The organism is Thioclava litoralis, assembly GCF_045278885.1.
Lineage (GTDB): Bacteria > Pseudomonadota > Alphaproteobacteria > Rhodobacterales > Rhodobacteraceae > Thioclava > Thioclava litoralis.
The window spans coordinates 2230075-2244139 of sequence record NZ_CP135443.1 but is presented as its reverse complement, the minus strand read 5'-3'; the positions used below and the strand labels follow the sequence as shown (position 1 = coordinate 2244139).

At 63.0% G+C, this 14065-nt stretch carries 14 protein-coding genes; 12 read left to right on the top strand and 2 right to left on the bottom strand.

From position 1 onward, the window contains the following. Nucleotides 1-136: 136 nt before the first annotated feature. The 3 genes from fabI to gpt are packed head-to-tail and all read left to right on the top strand — an operon-like array spanning nucleotide 137 to nucleotide 2102. Entirely contained in the window at nucleotides 137-958 is an 822-nt protein-coding gene (gene fabI / locus RPE78_RS11145) for an enoyl-ACP reductase FabI (RefSeq protein WP_339107025.1), read from the top strand. Between the two features lie 4 nt (nucleotides 959-962). Continuing rightward, complete coding sequence (locus RPE78_RS11140) at nucleotides 963-1577, top strand: LysE family translocator (protein ID WP_339107024.1); 615 nt, start codon at nucleotides 963-965, stop codon at nucleotides 1575-1577. A gap of 15 nt (nucleotides 1578-1592) precedes the next feature. Beyond that, nucleotides 1593-2102, top strand: a complete 510-nt coding sequence (gpt, locus tag RPE78_RS11135) for a xanthine phosphoribosyltransferase (RefSeq protein WP_339107023.1) — start codon at nucleotides 1593-1595, stop codon at nucleotides 2100-2102. 23 nt (nucleotides 2103-2125) lie between these two features. Here gpt and RPE78_RS11130 read toward each other — a convergent pair whose 3' ends face one another. Beyond that, nucleotides 2126-2587, bottom strand: a complete 462-nt coding sequence (locus RPE78_RS11130; RefSeq protein ID WP_406720582.1) for a hypothetical protein — start codon at nucleotides 2585-2587, stop codon at nucleotides 2126-2128. A gap of 236 nt (nucleotides 2588-2823) precedes the next feature. Between RPE78_RS11130 and RPE78_RS11125 the strand changes: the two genes are divergently transcribed. The 4 genes from RPE78_RS11125 (at nucleotide 2824) to RPE78_RS11110 (ending at nucleotide 8161) form a co-directional block, all read left to right on the top strand. Beyond that, nucleotides 2824-4005: an aminotransferase gene (locus RPE78_RS11125; RefSeq protein WP_339107021.1), complete on the top strand. Its 1182-nt coding sequence runs from the start codon at nucleotides 2824-2826 to the stop codon at nucleotides 4003-4005. Between the two features lie 111 nt (nucleotides 4006-4116). After that, nucleotides 4117-5973: a SurA N-terminal domain-containing protein gene (locus tag RPE78_RS11120; RefSeq protein WP_406720581.1), complete on the top strand. Its 1857-nt coding sequence runs from the start codon at nucleotides 4117-4119 to the stop codon at nucleotides 5971-5973. 39 nt (nucleotides 5974-6012) lie between these two features. Then, entirely contained in the window at nucleotides 6013-7518 is a 1506-nt protein-coding gene (trpE, locus tag RPE78_RS11115) for an anthranilate synthase component I (RefSeq protein ID WP_339107019.1), read from the top strand. Nucleotides 7519-7678: 160 nt separating this feature from the next. After that, a complete protein-coding gene (locus tag RPE78_RS11110) occupies nucleotides 7679-8161 on the top strand; it encodes a hypothetical protein (protein WP_339107018.1) in 483 nt (160 codons plus the stop codon). Between the two features lie 6 nt (nucleotides 8162-8167). Here the strand turns inward: RPE78_RS11110 and RPE78_RS11105 are convergent, their stop codons facing one another. Further along, nucleotides 8168-9829 (bottom strand): divergent polysaccharide deacetylase family protein, encoded by a 1662-nt coding sequence (locus RPE78_RS11105; protein WP_406720580.1) that lies wholly within the window; start codon nucleotides 9827-9829, stop codon nucleotides 8168-8170. A gap of 101 nt (nucleotides 9830-9930) precedes the next feature. Between RPE78_RS11105 and RPE78_RS11100 the strand changes: the two genes are divergently transcribed. The 5 genes from RPE78_RS11100 to glp are packed head-to-tail and all read left to right on the top strand — an operon-like array spanning nucleotide 9931 to nucleotide 14006. Further along, on the top strand, nucleotides 9931-10536 hold the full coding sequence (locus RPE78_RS11100) for an anthranilate synthase component II (protein WP_406720579.1): 606 nt from the start codon (nucleotides 9931-9933) through the stop codon (nucleotides 10534-10536). After that, a complete protein-coding gene (gene trpD, locus RPE78_RS11095; RefSeq protein WP_406720578.1) occupies nucleotides 10533-11555 on the top strand; it encodes an anthranilate phosphoribosyltransferase in 1023 nt (340 codons plus the stop codon). The genes RPE78_RS11100 and trpD overlap by 4 nt, the downstream gene beginning before the upstream one ends. After that, on the top strand, nucleotides 11552-12346 hold the full coding sequence (trpC, locus tag RPE78_RS11090) for an indole-3-glycerol phosphate synthase TrpC (RefSeq protein ID WP_406720577.1): 795 nt from the start codon (nucleotides 11552-11554) through the stop codon (nucleotides 12344-12346). The genes trpD and trpC overlap by 4 nt, the downstream gene beginning before the upstream one ends. Continuing rightward, nucleotides 12343-12819, top strand: coding sequence for a cyclic pyranopterin monophosphate synthase MoaC (moaC, locus tag RPE78_RS11085; RefSeq protein ID WP_406720576.1), 477 nt, complete (start codon nucleotides 12343-12345; stop codon nucleotides 12817-12819). Before trpC ends, moaC begins: the two co-directional genes overlap by 4 nt. Next, nucleotides 12816-14006: a gephyrin-like molybdotransferase Glp gene (gene glp / locus RPE78_RS11080; RefSeq protein WP_406720575.1), complete on the top strand. Its 1191-nt coding sequence runs from the start codon at nucleotides 12816-12818 to the stop codon at nucleotides 14004-14006. Before moaC ends, glp begins: the two co-directional genes overlap by 4 nt. Nucleotides 14007-14065: the final 59 nt, after the last annotated feature.

Below are 14065 nucleotides of genomic sequence, written 5' to 3'. Positions count from 1 at the left end.
CCGCGTTGCAAATCAGATGCGCCTCGCGCCACACCTTGCGCTTGCAGCAGCAGAATGCAAGCGCTGCACCTTGTTCTTTCGCTGCGTTTCTCTTAAGGCAATCCATCATAGCAGAGGGAAGCGGGGGAAACCTGACATGACCAATAATCTTATGGCAGGCAAACGCGGCCTGATCATGGGCCTGGCGAACGACAAATCCATCGCCTATGGCATTGCGAGACAACTTCGGGATGCGGGGGCGGAACTGGCCCTGTCCTATCATGGCGAGGCGCTGAAAAAACGCGTTGACCCGCTGGCGGTCGAGCTGGGATGCGACACCGTCATCGAATGCGATGCCTCGAATGGCGAGTCCATCGACGCGCTCTTCGCAGCGTTGAAAGAGAAATGGGGCAAGATCGACTTTCTCGTTCATGCCATCGGCTTCTCCGACAAGAACGAGCTGCGTGGCCGTTATGTCGACACCTCGCCGGAAAACTTCCGCCTGACGATGGATGTGTCGGTGTATTCCTTCACCGCCGTGTGCCGTCGCGCCGTCGAGATCATGCCCGAAGGCGGGTCGCTGCTGACGCTGACCTATTACGGTGCCGAGCAGGTGATGCCGCATTACAACGTGATGGGCGTCGCCAAAGCGGCGCTTGAGGCTTCGGTCAAATATATCGCGGAAGATGTGGGCAAGGACGGCATCCGCTGCAACGCGATTTCGGCCGGTCCGATCAAGACGCTGGCAGCCTCGGGGATCGGCGATTTCCGCTATATCCTGAAGTGGAACGAACTGAACTCGCCGCTGCGCCGCAATGTGACGCAGGACGAGGTCGGCAAGGCCGCACTGTTCCTGCTGTCGGATCTGGGCACCGCCACCACCGGCGAGACGCTGCATGTGGATGCAGGCTACCATGTCGTCGGCATGAAGGCCGTGGACGCGCCGGATATCGACGTCACCACCAAACGCAAGGACTGATCCTGTGCTGGGCGTTCTGGGCGCGATCTATCTGGTCCATCTGGCTGCGGCGATCTCGCCCGGTCCGGCGGTCCTGTTATGCGCCCGGACCAGCCTGCGTGAAGGATTTGCCCGCGGCAGCTGGCTTGCCGTGGGCATCGGTCTTGGGGCCTGCATCTGGGCAATGGCGGCGCTTTTCGGGCTGGCGCTGCTGTTCCAGATTGCCCCTGCCCTGCTGACCACCCTCAAATTCGCCGGTGCGGCCTATCTTCTGTATCTGGCGATCAAGATGTGGCGTCACGCGCCCGACCCGCTGGACGAGGCCCTGCCCGAAACCAAAGCTCCCCGCAGCCCGCTCGGGCTTATCTGGCTTGGTATCGCGACACAGCTGGCCAATCCGAAACCTGCGGTGTTTTTCGGCACGATTTTCCTGACATTCGTGCCGCCACATGCCCCCGCATGGCTCTATGCCGCGATTCTCGGCATTGTCTTTTTCAACGATGCGGGCTGGAATGTTATCGTTTCGCGCATTTTCTCGTTGGAACGGACCCGCCGCGCCTATCTGAACCTCAAATCCACGATAGACCGTGTCTTTGGCGGTCTGTTGGGCCTTCTGGGCCTGAAACTCGCGATCAGTTGATCTAAGGAACACGCCATGACCACCCGTCTGCCCCATGAAAAAGGCTTTCATATCAGCTGGGACCAGATTCACCGCGATGCCCGCGCGCTGGCGTGGCGTCTGGACGGGAAAGGCCCGATCGAGGGCAACTGGTCGGCGGTGGTCGGCATCACACGCGGTGGCCTTGTGCCGGCGATGATCATGGCGCGCGAACTCGATATCCGCACCGTCGATACGATTTCGGTGAAAAGCTACAACCACCAGTCGCGCACCGAACCGCATGTCATCAAGCCGCCGCAGGCCGATATCATGGGGGCGGATGGCGAAGGGGTGCTGATCGTGGATGATCTGGTCGATACGGGCCGGACGCTGGAGCTTGTGCGCTCGCTCTACCCCAAGGCGCATTTCGCCACCATCTACGCAAAACCGATGGGGGTGCCGATGGTTGACAGCTATGTGACCGAGGTTTCCCAGGACACATGGATCTTCTTCCCTTGGGATATGGCGCTGCAATATGTGCAGCCCTATCGCGGCACGGATGCCTGACCAAAGTCAGTCATTTCTCCGGTCTATGCCGATTGCCCGTCAAAGCTGGCAATAAGCTGGTCTGCGCCAAGCGGGCTGGTCTGGTTCAACCGGATCGCCCCGTTCCGCCCCATCACGATGATGCGGAACCCGCCCGTGCGGTCCAGCCCCTCGTTCGCCCCCCCGTTCGCTCCCTCGTCCCCGCTGTCTGACGCGGCGGTATCGGACAGCACCACGATATCACGCGCCGAAAGATCCTTGCTGGCAGAGCGAAGATTGGCCATCTGGACCTGATAGGCCGGATCGTCGGGTGTATCGGCCAGCACGATCACGGGCCGGAATGTCGTCGGACCAGCCTCCAGCGCCGCCCGTGCATCGCCTAGCGGCAAAAACACCCCCGTCGGCTGTGCTTCGGCATGCCCCACCACATCGATGATCGCCCATGTCGACACGGCAACAGCTCCCGCATAGGCGACGCAGCGCAAGACCCCCGACAGATACGGCATGGGCAACTCCTTTCCGTTATGACCTTCCTCCACACAGGCCGGCACCGAAATCGCCGCAGAGCCGTCACCGTATGGACCATGCTCTTTCAACGTCGCGACCCCGTATTTTGTTCAGTACAAATCCGTGATCCGCGGCTGCGGGCGAGAATATCGCGGGGCTTGCGTAGAAATCGGGCGAATGGCCTTGCCCTTATGCGGCCAAGCTGATCCATTGGCGCCAAGTTTATGAGGATAAAATGACGCTCACGCCCCTTGCCCCGCCTATGGCTGCCACCTTTGCTCCGCCGGTGATGGAGGCGCGGCGCTGGCTTGAAGGGGTGGACTTCCCGCCGGAACGCCCGCTGATCAATGTCAGCCAGGCCGCCCCCGTGGCCGCTCCGCCCGAAGGGCTGCGTCGCGCGATTGCCGAGGCGGCGCTGACACAGGTCGAGGCGCATCTTTACGGCCCTGTTCTGGGGCTGCCCGAGCTGCGTGCCGAACTGGCCAGCCAGTGGTCGGCTGCCTATGGCGGTGCGTTACGCGCGGAGCATGTCGCCATTACCCAAGGCTGCAATCAGGCGTTTGCCGCCGCAATGGCAACCCTTGCCGCCCCCGGAGACGAGGTGATCCTGCCGACGCCGTGGTATTTCAACCACAAGATGTGGTGCGACATGGCCTCGGTCAAAGCCGTGCCGCTGGCCACGGGGCCCGATCTGCTGCCCGACCCCGAAAAGGCGCGCGCGCTGATCACCCCGCGCACCCGTGCCATCATCCTGATCACCCCCAATAATCCGGGGGGCGTGGAATATCCGCCAGCCCTTGTGCAAGCCTTCATGGATCTGGCGCGCGCGCATAAAATCGCGCTGATCCTCGATGAAACCTATCGCGATTTCGACAGCCGCGATACGCGCCCGCACGAGCTGTTCACCGATCCCGACTGGGGCGACACGCTGATCCATCTCTATTCCTTCTCGAAGGCCTACCGGCTGACGGGCCACCGCGTGGGCGCGATGGTCGCGTCTGAGGCGCGTCTGGCCCAAGTCGAGAAATTCCTTGATACGGTCGCCATCTGCGCCGGACAGCTGGGCCAGATCGGCGCGCTCTGGGGCATGCGCAATCTGGGCGACTGGGTGGCAGGCGAACGCGCCGAAATCCTGTCGCGCCGTGCGGCGATGATCGAAGGCTTCGCGCGACTGGGCGATTGGCGCCTGATGGGATGCGGGGCCTATTTCGCCTATGTCGAGCATCCTTTTGCGCTCTCCTCCCCCGAGGCGGCGAAAGAGCTGGTGCGGCAGGCGGGCGTTCTGCTTCTGCCCGGCACGATGTTCATGCCCGAGACCGATCCCGCAGGCCAGCGCCAGTTCCGCATCGCCTTCGCCAATATCGATCGCGGCGGGATTTCGATGCTGATGGACCGCCTTTCCGCCGTTTCCCTGTGAAACAATGCCCTGACATCCCCGCGAGCGGCGCTGCAACGCTTGCGGGCTGGCAGAGTTGCGCCTAAACACCCCCTAGAAAACTGACAGGCATGCCCCCGAGCGGAGGAACTGATGGCAAATAAGCTGCGTACGCATGGCAAGAACACCATTGTCTGGGTTCTGCTCGGACTCATCGTCATTGGCCTGATCGGCTTTTCGGCGCATAATTTCGGAAGCAGCACCGCCAGCATCGGCTCTGTCGGCGGCACCAAGATCAGCACGAATGACTATGCGCGCGCCTTGCAGCAGGAACAGAATGCCATGCAGGCGCAGGCGGGCAAACCGCTGAGCTTCCAGCAATTCCAGATGATGGGTCTGGACCGCCGCGTGCAGGGGCAGCTTTTCGGTGAGGCCGCTTTTGAAAATGCCGCCGCCACGCTGGGTATTTCGGTCAGCGATCAGGAACTGGCAGACCGGATCACACAGATTCAGGCTTTCCAGAATGCTGCAGGCGATTTCGACCGCACCGCCTACGAGATGGCCCTGCGCAATCAGGGCATGAAGCAACGCGAGTTCGAACAGAAGCTGCGCGCAGAAATGGCCCGCTCTATCGTGCAAAGCGCCATCGCGTCGGGGGTTCATGCGCCCGATGCCGAGGTCAATGCCTATGCGAATTACATGGCGCAGACCCGCACCGTCTCCTGGGCCGAAGTGACCCGTCAGGATCTGGCCGCCGCGCTGCCCACGCCCAGCGAGGACGAGCTGAAAGCATGGCATGACCAGCATTCCGACAAATTCATGTCGCCCGAGACGAAACAGATCACCTATGTCTGGATCTCGCCCGACATGATTGCGGATAAGGTGCAGGTCAATGAAGACGCGCTGAAAAAGGAATACGAGTCGCGTATCGACGAATTCCAGCAACCCGAGCGCCGCCTTGTCGAGCGTCTGGTCTATCCCGATATGGAGAGCGCCAAGGCCGCGCGCGCGGCTCTGGATGCAGGCGATAAGGATTTCGCCGCACTGGCACAGGATCGTGGCCTCACCTTGCAGGACGCCGATATGGGCGATGTGACCGAAAGCGATCTGGGCAAGGCAGGCAAAGACGTGTTTGCCGCCGCCGAAAACAGCGTTGTGGGCCCCGTCGAGACCGATCTCGGCCCTGCCCTGTTCCGCGTGAACGGCATTCTGGCCGCCACGAACCGTAGCTTCGACGAAGTCCGCTCGGAGCTCGGGGACGAGGCCAGCCACGAAACGGCACGCCGCCAGATCGCCGCCGAGCGCAGCAAGCTGGAAGATGATCTGGCAGGCGGCGCGACCTTGGAAGACATGGCCAAAGACACCGATATGCAACTGGGCACGCTGGATTACGGCCCCCAGAGCGAAGGTGGTCTGGCAGGCTATGCCGCCTTCCGTCAGGCCGCAGAGGCGGTCCAAAGCGACGACTTCCCCGAGATTGTCGAACTGGAAGACGGTGGCCTCTTCGCGCTGCGTCTTGATGGCACGACGCCCGCCGCCGTGATCCCCTTCGATACATCGAAAGATCAGGTCAAAGCCGATTGGGAAGCCGCCAAGCTGCTTGAGGCCAAACAGGCCCGCGCCGACGAGGCTGTGAAAGCCGTCACCGGCAAGGCCGATACCCAGCTCAGCGCGACCGGCCTTCTAACGACCGACAGCCCCAATCTGAGCCGTGGCAGCTATCTGGAGGACCTCTCGCAGGTTGCGCTTGCAAAGGCCTTCACGCTCAAGCTGAACGAGGCCGCGAAGGTCACCGATGGCAGCAAGGTCTATGTGGTGCGTCCGGTGCTGATCTCGCAGCCCGACCTGTCCAGCGACAAGAATGCCAAGATGGTCGACAGCCTGCGCGATCAGGTCTCGCAATCTCTGGCCAATGACATGCTCGACCTCTATGCGCGCACCGTGCAGTCCGAAGCCGGCATGCAGATCAATTCGAACGCCATCAGTGGCGTGAATGCGCAGATGCGCTAACCCTTAACCCAGCCAATCCATCAGCTCAGGAGGTTCGACATGGTTGCTCTATCCCCGTCTTTCGAGGCGTTCGACTCCGGCTGGCAAGACGGAAAGAACCAACTGGTCTATGCGCGGCTCGCCGCCGATCTGGACACGCCCGTTTCGCTGATGCTCAAACTGACCGACGCCTCGAAAAACAGCTTCATGCTAGAATCGGTGACCGGTGGCGAGGTGCGCGGGCGCTATTCCTTCGTCGGGATGAAGCCCGATGTCATCTGGGAATGCCGTGGCGAGACGGCCCGTATCAACCGCTCGGCACGGTTCGAAGACACCTTCGAGGCGCTTGACGGCCATCCGCTGGACAGCCTGCGGGCGCTGATTGCCGAAAGCCGCATCGACATGCCCGAGGATCTGCCTCCAGGGGCTGCGGGGCTGTTCGGCTATCTGGGCTATGACATGATCCGTCTTGTCGAGCATCTGCCCGATGTGAACCCCGATCCGCTGGGCGTGCCCGATGCGGTTCTGATGCGGCCTTCGGTGATTGCCGTTCTGGACGGGGTGAAGGGCGAGGTCATTCTTTGTGCGCCAGCCTGGACCGGCTCGGGACTGTCGGCGCGCGCCGCCTATGCGCAGGCCGCAGAACGGGTGATGGATGCGCTGCGCGACCTTGATCGCACCCCCAACCAGCCGCGCGAGATGGGCGAGAATTTCACCGTGGGCGAGCTGCGGTCCAATTTCACCCGCGAAAGCTATATGGCGGCGGTCGAAAAGGCCAAGGACTATATCCGCGCAGGCGATATCTTCCAATGTGTGCCCGCCCAGCGTTGGTCGGCAGATTTCCCGCTGCCGCCCTTCTCGCTCTATCGGTCCCTGCGCCGCACCAACCCCTCGCCTTTCATGTTCTACCTCAATTTCGGTGGCTTCCAGATTGTCGGTGCCTCGCCGGAAATTCTGGTGCGCGTGCGCGATAGCGAGGTCACGATCCGTCCCATCGCAGGCACCCGTCCGCGCGGAGCCACCCCCGAGGAGGATCGCGCCTTGGAGGCCGATCTGCTTTCGGACAAGAAAGAGCTGGCGGAACATCTGATGCTTCTGGATCTGGGGCGCAACGATGTGGGCCGCGTCTCGAAGATCGGCACGGTACATCCGACCGAGAAATTCATCATCGAGCGTTACAGCCACGTGATGCACATCGTCTCCAACGTGGTCGGCGAGATCTCGGACGACCATGACGCGCTTTCCGCGCTTCTGGCCGGTCTGCCGGCGGGCACCGTCTCCGGTGCGCCCAAGGTGCGCGCGATGCAGATCATCGACGAGCTGGAACCCGAGAAACGCTGCATCTATGGCGGCGGGGTGGGCTATTTCGCGGCCAATGGCGAGATGGATATGTGCATCGCGCTGCGCACAGCGGTCGTCAAGGACCAGACGCTGTATATCCAAGCCGGTGGTGGCGTGGTCTATGACAGCGATCCGGCGGCGGAATACGAGGAAACGGTCAACAAATCCAAAGCGTTACGAAAAGCAGCCGAGGATGCGGGGCTGTTTGCGCATGGCCGCAACTAAGCCGCTCCTCTAGAACGTCAAGGCCCGCTATGCGGGCCTTTTTTATGTCCGAAATGCCGCTGGCCCCCTTGTGTCCGGCAGAGCGCGGCGCAATGATGCCTATGTTTTAAGCGTTATGATATTTTTCAGTTCTTTTCATAAGCACTTCTAGGAGCCTCCCATGCGACGCAGTCAAATCCTCGGTTTTTTGCTGGTACTTTCGGCCCTCAATCTGGCCGCTATGGTGCCCGGCGGCTTTGTCGAAACCCGCCACTTCCCCGATTATAGCGTGACCACCCTTGCCGCGTTCAACGTTTTTCTGACCCTGCTCGGGCTGGTCAGCCTTGCCATGGGGATCCGGTTCATGCGCCGGACCGAGGCCCTCTGGGCGCCGATCCTGCTCTCCTTGGGGTTTCTGGCCGTCTATGTCGCGGATCTGGCAAAGATCTTTCCCGTCGCGACAGAGCCCATGTCGATGGTCCTCAAGGCCCTCGAAGTCTTTGGCAGCCTTCTAGCGGGCGTTACCATCGTGCTTGGTCTGCCCCTGCTGGCCAGACCGCATGAAAGCCATAAGCGCCGCCTGTTCCTGCCGGTCTGGGCGCTATGGGCCTTGGGGCTTCTGGCGGTGATGATCGTGATTTTCGCCACGCTCTCGGCGATGTAGGCCGCGCTACGGCTCTGCAAACTGTGCCGTCACCGGCGAAAGCACCACACCATCATGCTGGCCATCCGCCCAGTCACGCAGACCGGCAATCGATTCCGGCCAAGCCGTCAGCATCACAACCGCCTTGCCGTCACGCTTGGCCTCGAACTCCGCGCGCACCAGTTCGCGCGCGATCCGGCTGGCGCGTTCGCGCCCGTCATCCAGCACGCGCCAGATTCTGGCCTCCGGCCAGTTCTGGCTTTGCGCAAGCTGGTCGGTTGCATTGCTGCCCTTGTCCTGCGTGACAAGCGCCAGCCCGTCGCGCTGCGCCAGCTCCATCAGATGCTGCGCAAGCTGGCGGTTGTTCTGCACCACAGGCTGCACAGGTTCGACAAGCGCCACGGCTTGCGGAACGGCCTGCCGCCATGCCTCCATTGCGACATCCAGATCCTGTGCGGTCGGGGCCTCGGGCAGCCCCGTCATCAGGATAGCCACCTCGACCCCTGCGGCATGATAGGCCTGCGCCGCCATGCGGGCATCCGCCCGCGACGGGTCCAGCACGATCGTCACCGGAAAGCCGAGAGTGCGCAGGGTCGTCTCGTCCAGCCCGCCTTTCGCGATCCCGCGGTCGATCAGCATCACCGAAAACAGCGATGTATCGGCGGGGACGCTGAAACCGGCCCTGAACCGTTGCCAGGCAGGCGTGTCAGCGGGCGTGTCACCTGCTCCGCCCGCGTCCGGACCGCCTGCCAAGGGGGCCTCGATATGCGCAAGCCGGTCCGTGGGAATGGCGGGGTCCGCGCTTGGGCGCGGCTGTTCACCAGCGGCAAAGACCCGTGGTTTCTGCACGCGGCCATCCGGCAAGACCTGCGATCCGTCCGGCAGAAGCACGATCTCCTGCGCGGTAGAGGCAGCGGGCCGGGGCTCGGTTTGGCCCAAAGCGGCAGGGGGCACGACCTGTGGCTCTTCGACCGCTTCGGCCCCAGGAAGATCGGGCACCACCACCTCGCCCGGAGGCGGTACGGGGATCTGTTCGATGGCAGAGGGCGCCGTGGCCTGCGCATCCTCGGCGGTCTGTGCGGCCTTGGGGTCCGGCGCGGCCTGCCCTGCCGCCGGACGCGGGGCCGGATCGGACAAACGGGCAAATGCCGCATCTCCGGTCCCGTTTTGTACCGGAGCAGGCATGCGCGCATCATGCCGGTCTCCGGCGGGGTCAGACAGCGTTTCGCCGAAGGCAGGAGGTGCATTGGTCGAATCATCGGGGGCCGGAAGCGCCTGCGGCAGACTCGGGCTCTGGTCCGGCACGGGTAACGGCTCGGGCGACAGCACCGATGGGGCAGAGAGGCCATGACCGGCACTCTGGCCCGACCCTGCCGCCTGAGGCGCGCCACCTGCCCGAGCGCCATCGGCAATCCGCTCCGTTTCGCCCGTCAGTCCTGCGCTGCTCTGGTTAGCGGCAGGCAGGCTCTGTGGAAGCGGCGCTGCATCCTGCCTGCCCACGGGGGCCATCAACGAAACCGCACCCAATCCGAGCACGGAAACGATGGCTCCGGCTGCAACTCCGGATAACAGGCCTCGCACCATCAGGCAAACTCCCTCGTTCTTGCCATTCTCACCGCATAGAGACACGAATTCATGGGTCCCGCCCTTGACCATCGCGCCACGCTGCGGGCATCTATAGCGCGACATCCATCCCGGATCACCCCGGAAAACAGCCACGCAGCGCAAAGCCTGCATCCGCGTGGCCAAAACACTTCCCCGGTACCGGCCCGAAGGCGATAGGCGACCACATGCTACTTCTTATCGATAACTATGACAGCTTCACCTATAATCTGGTGCATTATTTCGGAGAAGTCGGTGCCGATGTAAAAGTTGTCCGCAATGACGCGCTGAACACCCAAGAGGCGATGGGCATGGGCGCCGAGGCCCTTGTGCTCTCGCCCGGTCCGGGCACGCCCGCGCAATCGGGGATCTGTGTACCGCTGACTCTGGCCGCCTTCGAGGCGGGGGTGCCGCTATTCGGCGTGTGCTTGGGCCAGCAGACGATTGGCGAGGCCTTTGGTGGCGATGTCGTGCGCCACACGGAAATCGTGCATGGCAAGATGGGCACCATCCATCACAACGGTAAAGGCGTGTTCCGCGGGCTGCCCTCGCCGCTTCAGGCCACGCGCTACCATTCGCTGGTGGTGGACCGCGCCACCCTGCCCGATTGCCTTGAGGTCACCGCCTGGCTGGAAGATGGCACCATCATGGGGCTGCGCCACAAAGAGAAGCTGATCGAGGGGGTGCAATTCCACCCCGAATCCATTGCCTCGGAACATGGTCACCAGATGATCCGCAACTTCCTTGAAGATGCCGGTGTGACGCTGAAAGACATGAAGGGCCAAGAGGCATGAGCGATGCAATGAAACCGCTGATCTTTGCGGCCTCCGAGGGGCCGCTCAGCCGTGCGCAGGCCGAACATGCCTTCACCCTGCTGTTTCAGGGCGAGGCAACGCCTGCCCAGATCGCAGGTCTTCTGATGGCGATGCGCGCGCGGGGCGAAAGTGTCAGCGAATATGCCGCCGCGGCGGCTGCCATGCGGGCTGCCTGTGTGCCGATTAACGCGCCCGAGGGGGCGATGGATATCGTGGGCACCGGAGGCGACGGCAAACACACGCTGAATATCTCGACCGCGACGGCCTTTGTGGTGGCGGGGGCTGGCGTGCCTGTGGCCAAACATGGCAACCGCGCGGCCTCGTCCAAATCGGGCACGGCGGATGTGCAGGGGGAACTCGGCATCAATGTGATGGCGGGCGTGGAAGCTGCGCAGAAATCGCTGGCGGAGGCCGGTATCGGCTTTCTGATGGCGCAGGTCCATCACCCCGCCATGCGCCATGTGGGCCCTGTGCGGGCCGAATTGGGCTGCAAGACCATTTTCAACATCCTCGGGCCACTGACCAACCCCGCAGGCGTCAAGCGCCAGCTGACGGGTGTCTTTGCCCCCGATCTGATCTGGCCGATGGCCGAGACCCTGCAGCTTCTGGGCAGTGAAAAGGCGTGGCTCGTCTATGGCTCGGATGGCACCGACGAGATTACCATCACCGGTTCGACCACCGTGGCGGCACTCGAGAATAACCAGATCCGCGAATTCGAGATGCACCCCGAGGATGCAGGCCTTCCCGTGCATCCCTTCCGCGATATCGTAGGCGGCACGGCGACAGAGAACGCCGCAGCCCTCCGTGCGATCTTCGGCGGTGAAACATGCGCCTATCGCGATGCGGTGCTGCTGAATGCGGCCGCAGCCTTGGTTGTGGCCGATCGGGCCGCCAACCTGAAAGAGGGCGTCGAGATTGCCGCCCACTCCATCGACAGCGGGGCCGCGCTGCGCGCCCTCGAGACGCTTGCCAAGATCACGCAGGAGGCCACGGCATGAGCACCATTCTGGATAAGATCAAGGCCTATAAGCTGGAAGAAGTGGCCGCCGCCAAACAGGCCCGCCCGCTGGCAGGCCTGGAGGCCGAGGCCCGCGCGCAGGCACCCACCCGTGGCTTTGCCAAGGCGCTCTCTGCAAAAGCTGCCGAGGGTTACGGGCTGATCGCCGAGATCAAGAAGGCTTCGCCCTCCAAGGGCCTCATCCGCCCCGATTTCGACCCGCCGAGCCTTGCGAAGGCCTATGAGGAAGGCGGCGCGGCCTGTCTTTCGGTGCTGACCGATACGCCGTCTTTCCAAGGCGCGCCCGAGTTCCTGAGGCAGGCACGCGCGGCCTGTTCCCTGCCCGCTTTGCGCAAGGACTTCATGTATGACACCTATCAGGTGACCGAAGCCCGTGCTTGGGGCGCCGATTGCATCCTGATCATTCTGGCCTCGGTCGAGGATGGGCAGGCCGCCGAGCTTGAAGCTGCGGCCTTTGACTATGGGATGGATGTGCTGCTTGAGGTGCATAACCGCGAAGAGCTGGATCGTGCATTGGCGCTGAAATCGCCTCTGATGGGGGTGAACAACCGCAACCTCAAGACCTTCGAGGTCACGCTGGATGTCACCCGCGAATTGGCGCCCGTAATCCTTGAGGAAGGCCGCGATCTGGTCTGTGAAAGCGGCATTTTCACCACCCAAGACATGGCCGATATGGCGGGTGTGGGCGCGCGGCGCTTCCTGATCGGCGAAAGCCTGATGCGTCAGGACGATGTGGCGGCTGCCACCAAAGCCCTGCTGACCCAGCCATGAGCCTCTCGCATTTCGACACTGCGGGTCAGGCCCATATGGTCGATGTCTCGGACAAACCCGTGACGGCCCGCGTGGCCGTGGCGCGTGGCTATGTGGTGATGGCGCCCGAGACGCTGGCCTATGTGACTGAGGGCACCGCCAAGAAAGGCGATGTGCTGGGGATCGCGCGGATTGCGGGCATTCAGGCCACCAAGCGCACCGCCGATCTGATCCCGCTGTGCCACCCGCTGCCGATCACCAAGGTCTCGGTGGATCTGACCCCTGATGACACCCTGCCCGGTGTGCGGGTCGAGGCCACGGTCAAGACCACCGGCCAGACCGGCGTTGAAATGGAGGCTCTGACCGCTGTGTCGGTCGCCTGCCTGACCGTCTATGACATGCTCAAGGCGGTCGAGAAATCCATGCGGATCGAGGGGATCGAGGTCGTGCTGAAGGATGGTGGCAAATCGGGCCGCTACGAGGTGGGCGCATGAGCCTTTTGCCTGTCGAAGAGGCGCTGGAGCGGGTTCTGGCACTGGTTGCGCCCCTGCCGGCTGAAACCGTACCCCTGCGTGAAGGGGCTGGCCGCGTGATGACCATGCCCGTCACGGCGGGACTGACGCAGCCGCCGTTTTCGGGCTCGGCGATGGATGGCTACTGGCTCGATGCGGCGGACCATCTGCCCTCGGCCAAGCTGCAGGTGGTGGGCGAATCCGCGGCGGGCCGCAGCTATCAGGGTGAGATCACTCGGGGCCAAGCGATCCGCATCTTCACAGGTGCCCCCGTGCCCCGCGAGGGCGGCGTGGTGGTCTTGCAAGAAAACACCACCCGCGAGGGCGATTGGATCACGCTGGCGGACAGCCTGTCGGGCAATGACAACATCCGCCCCAAGGGGCAGGATTTTGCCAAAGGCGCGCCCTTCCACCCCGCCCGCCCGCTGAATGCGCGCGATCTGGGGCTGTTGGCTGCGATGAATGTCGCGCAGCTTGAGGTGCATCGCAAACCGGTTGTGGCGATCATTGCCACCGGCGACGAGCTGGTGATGCCCGGCGAGACCCCCGGCCCCGATCAGATCATCTCGTCCAATAGTTTCATCGTGGCCGCTCAGGTCGAGGCGATGGGCGGCATCGCGCGGATGCTGCCGATTGCGCGCGATGACCGCGAGAGCCTGCGCATGGTCTTTGATCTGGCCAAAGGGGCGGATCTGATCGTGACCTCGGGTGGCGCCTCGGTGGGCGATCATGATCTGGTGGGCGAGGTCGCGGCAGAGCTGGGGCTTGAGCGCAGCTTCTGGAAAATCGCCATGCGTCCGGGCAAGCCGCTGATGGCGGGACGGATGGGGGAGGCGGTTCTGCTGGGGCTGCCGGGCAATCCGGTCTCGGCCACGGTCTGCGCTGAGCTGTTCCTGAAGCCGATGCTGGCCAAGATGCAGGGGCGCGACCCGCAGATCACCCCGCGCCGCGCGGTGCTGGGCTGCGATCTGGGGCCAACGGGGCCGCGCACCCATTACATGCGCGCCTGTCTGAGCGCGACCGACGGGCTGCCGATGATCATGCCCTTCGACAATCAGGACAGTGGGATCCTGTCGATCCTTGCCCAAGCCGATGCCCTGTTGATTTGCGAACGCGACAGCGGGCCGCACAAACAGGGAACGGAGATGTGCTATCTGCCTTTGATGTAAATGAAAATCCTGTTCCGTAATTGACACGGAACAGGAACACAGATAGAACTTTAAACGAA

Bases quoted from the DNA above. Each gene is read 5' to 3' on its own strand.
- trpC (WP_406720577.1), top strand. From the start codon at position 11,552: ATGAGCACCATTCTGGATAAGATCAAGGCCTATAAGCTGGAAGAAGTG.
- trpD (WP_406720578.1), top strand. From the start codon at position 10,533: ATGAGCGATGCAATGAAACCGCTGATCTTTGCGGCCTCCGAGGGGCCG.
- RPE78_RS11100 (WP_406720579.1), top strand. From the start codon at position 9,931: ATGCTACTTCTTATCGATAACTATGACAGCTTCACCTATAATCTGGTG.
- RPE78_RS11110 (WP_339107018.1), top strand. From the start codon at position 7,679: ATGCGACGCAGTCAAATCCTCGGTTTTTTGCTGGTACTTTCGGCCCTC.
- trpE (WP_339107019.1), top strand. From the start codon at position 6,013: ATGGTTGCTCTATCCCCGTCTTTCGAGGCGTTCGACTCCGGCTGGCAA.
- moaC (WP_406720576.1), top strand. From the start codon at position 12,343: ATGAGCCTCTCGCATTTCGACACTGCGGGTCAGGCCCATATGGTCGAT.
- fabI (WP_339107025.1), top strand. From the start codon at position 137: ATGACCAATAATCTTATGGCAGGCAAACGCGGCCTGATCATGGGCCTG.
- RPE78_RS11105 (WP_406720580.1), bottom strand. From the start codon at position 9,829: ATGTCGCGCTATAGATGCCCGCAGCGTGGCGCGATGGTCAAGGGCGGG.
- glp (WP_406720575.1), top strand. From the start codon at position 12,816: ATGAGCCTTTTGCCTGTCGAAGAGGCGCTGGAGCGGGTTCTGGCACTG.
- RPE78_RS11120 (WP_406720581.1), top strand. From the start codon at position 4,117: ATGGCAAATAAGCTGCGTACGCATGGCAAGAACACCATTGTCTGGGTT.
- RPE78_RS11125 (WP_339107021.1), top strand. From the start codon at position 2,824: ATGACGCTCACGCCCCTTGCCCCGCCTATGGCTGCCACCTTTGCTCCG.
- gpt (WP_339107023.1), top strand. From the start codon at position 1,593: ATGACCACCCGTCTGCCCCATGAAAAAGGCTTTCATATCAGCTGGGAC.
- RPE78_RS11130 (WP_406720582.1), bottom strand. From the start codon at position 2,587: ATGCCGTATCTGTCGGGGGTCTTGCGCTGCGTCGCCTATGCGGGAGCT.